At 69.8% G+C, this 3347-nt stretch carries 2 protein-coding genes; both read right to left on the reverse strand.

All coding sequences use genetic code 11. The features are described from left to right. Positions 1 to 1694, reverse strand: a 1694-nt coding sequence (locus tag H0W38_RS19145) for a DUF6600 domain-containing protein (protein WP_292457147.1), incomplete at its 3' end; no start/stop codon positions are given. A gap of 211 nt (positions 1695 to 1905) precedes the next feature. After that, positions 1906 to 3099, reverse strand: a complete 1194-nt coding sequence (locus H0W38_RS19150; protein ID WP_292457150.1) for an amino acid aminotransferase — start codon at positions 3097 to 3099, stop codon at positions 1906 to 1908. Positions 3100 to 3347: the final 248 nt, after the last annotated feature.

The following is a 3347-nucleotide window of genomic DNA, read 5'->3' on the forward strand; positions in this document are numbered from 1 at the left end:
GCCCCGTCGCCGCGTGCACCGCGTTCGCCGCGCTCGCTACGGCGCAGGGGCGCTTCGCCGGCGGTAGACGGCGGCCGCACGACCATGCGCCGGTCATCGGCGCCGCCGGCATCGCGGTCTCGCGGCCCGCGGCGCCACTCGGTGCCTGGCGGCTCGTCGTTGCGCTCGCGGGCGAACGCGCCACCGCCGCCGCCGTCGCGCCGGGATGATTCGGCTCGCTCACGCCGCGGGGGCGCCGGTAGCCGAAGCACGGGGGAAACCGGCCCGCCGACCGCCGCATTGCTGCCCAGTCGGGGCAGCACGGTCGGCAGGCGCACGCCGGGGGCCATCGGCGCGAGTTGCGCAATCTGCCCGGCGTCGAGCCGCAGGCGCTCGCTACCCACCGGGCGAGAGCCGCGGAAGTCGTCGGCACGCACGACGGTCAGGGCGTCGGCCTGCTTCGCATATCGATAGCCGGGGATCGGCTGGCGCGTCATGCGGCGGTCGTCGCGAGCGCCCCGGTCGCCATGGCCGTCGCGGTCATGGCGCCAGTCGCCGTCATGCCGCCGCTTGCCGTCCCGATGGTCCCGGTGCTTGTGGCGCCAGTTCACGTGGTCCCAGTAACGCTGCGAATAGCGGAAGGGCGGGTGGTAGATCTCGTGCGGCCCGAGCGGGAACCAGCCGACAGGCGAGCCGATGCCGATCGAAACGCTCACGCCGTTCGAATAGCCGCCCACATAGCCGACCAGCGCCGGCGACCACACCGGCCGCGCCACGATCGGCCCCGGCACCCAGCCCCAGCGGCTGTCGATCATGGCCCAGCGGCCGTAGTGAAAGGGCGCGAAACCCCAGGGAGCGTCGTCGACCCAGGTCCAGCCCCAGGGATGGACGTGGGCCCAGTGGCCGTAGCGGTAGGGTGCCCAGCCGGAGCGCACGCTGCGCGGGTACCAGACGGGGCCGTACTCGTCGGTCACGTTCCAGCGGCCGTGCTCGTCGAGCGCCTCGATGCCGGTGGTCTCGGGCGAGACGTAGCGAGCCGCGGTGAATGCGTCTTGCTGGCCGTCGCGCGCCTCGGCCCAGGCGTCGAAGTCGTCGCGCTCGCCCATGGCGTGCAGTTGCACGCTCTGGCCGCCGTCCTCGACCCGGCTTTCCTGGCCCGCCTCGAGGTTGTAGGTGTTGGTCGGCGTCACCACCCGCAGTTCGCCGGCGAGGGCGCGCAGCGTATAGGCGCGAAGGTCGGGGTCGTAGCCGACGCGGTAGTCGCCGGGGCCCTGGGCTTCGGCGCGCACGGCGTCTGCGGACAGGCTGAACGCATCGCCCGTCGGCAGGCTGCGCAAGCGCACGCGCACGGTGCCCTGGGCCACGTCGATCGCGATGGCGTGGTCGTCGAGTTGAGAGAACACCGCCTGGGTGTCGGCGCCGAGCCGCACGGAGGTCGAGCCGATGCGCACCTCGGCCTGGCTGCCCGGCGGCGACCGAAGCGCCGTCTGTCCGGTGACGGGCTGGTTGATTTGCGCCCGCTCCCAGGCCTCACCGGCCTGACGCGAGATCTCGACCGCACCTACCAGTGCGCTGATGCGCCCGACGCGGCCGGGCGGGTCGGCCACCGCAACGTCTTGCTCCTGCGCCCATGCGGGCATCGTGGCCGCCAGCAGCACAGCGCACAGCGCGGCCAGGGCGGCCACCGCGACGGTCCATTTCGGGGTCTTGTTCATGCGTTTACCTCGCGTCGCTTGTCACGACGACAGAGCTATAACGCATCAGACCGCATTGGGTGGCAAAGCGTGCCACGTGACCCTTGCAAAGAAATGCAAATGCGCCGCGCGAGCGGCAAGGATCAAGGCTCGGATGCCGCCGGGAGACGGTGCAGGCGCCCTCAGGGCGCGGCCCCCGACCACCGGGCCTCACCGGCCGGACACCGCCGCCTCACATCACCGCGGCAATGGCCTTGGCGACAGCGTCGAGGTTGCCGTGGTTGAGCGCTGCCACGCAGATGCGCCCGGAATCGAGGCCGTAGATGCCGAATTCACTGCGCAACCGCTGCATCTGCGGCGTGCTCAGGCCCGAATAACTGAACATGCCCTGCTGCTCGGTGATGTAGGCGAGGTCGCTGCGCACGCCGGCGGCCTGCAGCTTTTCGACCAGCGCCACGCGCATCGCCTTGATGCGCACGCGCATGCCGGCCAGTTCTTCTTCCCATTGCGCGCGCAGCGCCGGCGTCGTGAGCACGGCCGCGACGATCGACGCGCCGTGGGTGGGCGGGTTGGAATAGTTGGTGCGGATGAGGGTCTTGAGCTGGCTCAGCACGCGCCCGGCTTCGTCCTTGCTGGCGCACACGACGCTGAGCGCACCGACGCGCTCACCGTAGAGCGAGAAGCTCTTGCTGCAGCTGGTGGAGACGAAGAAATCGAGACCGGAGGCCAGAAACTGCTGAATCACGGCGCCGTCCTCGGCGATGCCTTCGCCGAAACCCTGATAGGCCAGATCGAGGAAGGGCACCAGGTCGCGCGCCTTGACCGCGTCGATCACCTGCTGCCACTGCGAAGGGCCCAGGTCGTAGCCGGTCGGGTTGTGGCAGCAGGCGTGAAGCACCACGATCGTGCCGGCCGGCGCGGCGTTCAGTCCGCTCAGCATGCCTTCGAAGTCGATGCCGCGCCTGGCGGCGTCGTAGTACGGATAGGTGTCGACCGCAAAGCCCGCGTTGTTGAAGAGCGCGCGGTGGTTCTCCCAGCTCGGGTCGCTGATCAGGACCTTCGCTTCGGGGCGCAGCTTCTTGAGGAAGTCAGCGCCGACCTTCAGGCCCCCCGTGCCGCCCAGGCCCTGAATGGTGGCGATGCGGCCGCTGGCCACGGCCTCGTTGCCGAAGACCAGTCCCTGCACGGCCTTGTCGTAGGCGGCGATCCCGTCGATCGGCAAATAGCCGTGCGGCTTGGGGGCGGCGGCAATCTGCGCTTCGGCTGCCGCCACGCAACCCAGCAGCGGCAGCTTGCCGTTCTCGTCGAAATACACGCCGATGCCCAGATTGACCTTGGCCGGGTTCGGATCGGCGTTGTACTGCTCGTTGAGGCCCAGGATCGGGTCGCGGGGGGCCATTTCAACAGCGGAAAAGAGGGCGGACATGGCAGGCTCGGCAGGTTGCGGTGGGGGGTGGTGACAGGGGCTTGACGATTCCGCTACGCTGACGGATTGCCTTGCTCCGGGACAACCCGAATTCTAGTCACCATGACTGTTCCCACCGACGTGCTGAGCCTCGCACCCGAGGCCCTCGAGCCATTGCCGAGCGGCGAGTTCATCGGCTTTCCGGACTCGCCCTTCCAGCTCTACATGCCCTATCCGCCGGCCGGCGACCAGCCGGAGGCGATCACGAA

The sequence above is a fragment of the Methylibium sp. genome, assembly GCF_013817365.1.
In the GTDB taxonomy this organism is placed as follows: domain Bacteria; phylum Pseudomonadota; class Gammaproteobacteria; order Burkholderiales; family Burkholderiaceae_C; genus Methylibium.

What these genes read in the sequence shown, in the direction of transcription:
- H0W38_RS19150 (WP_292457150.1), bottom strand. Translation starts at nt 3,099, where the DNA reads ATGTCCGCCCTCTTTTCCGCTGTTGAAATGGCCCCCCGCGACCCGATC.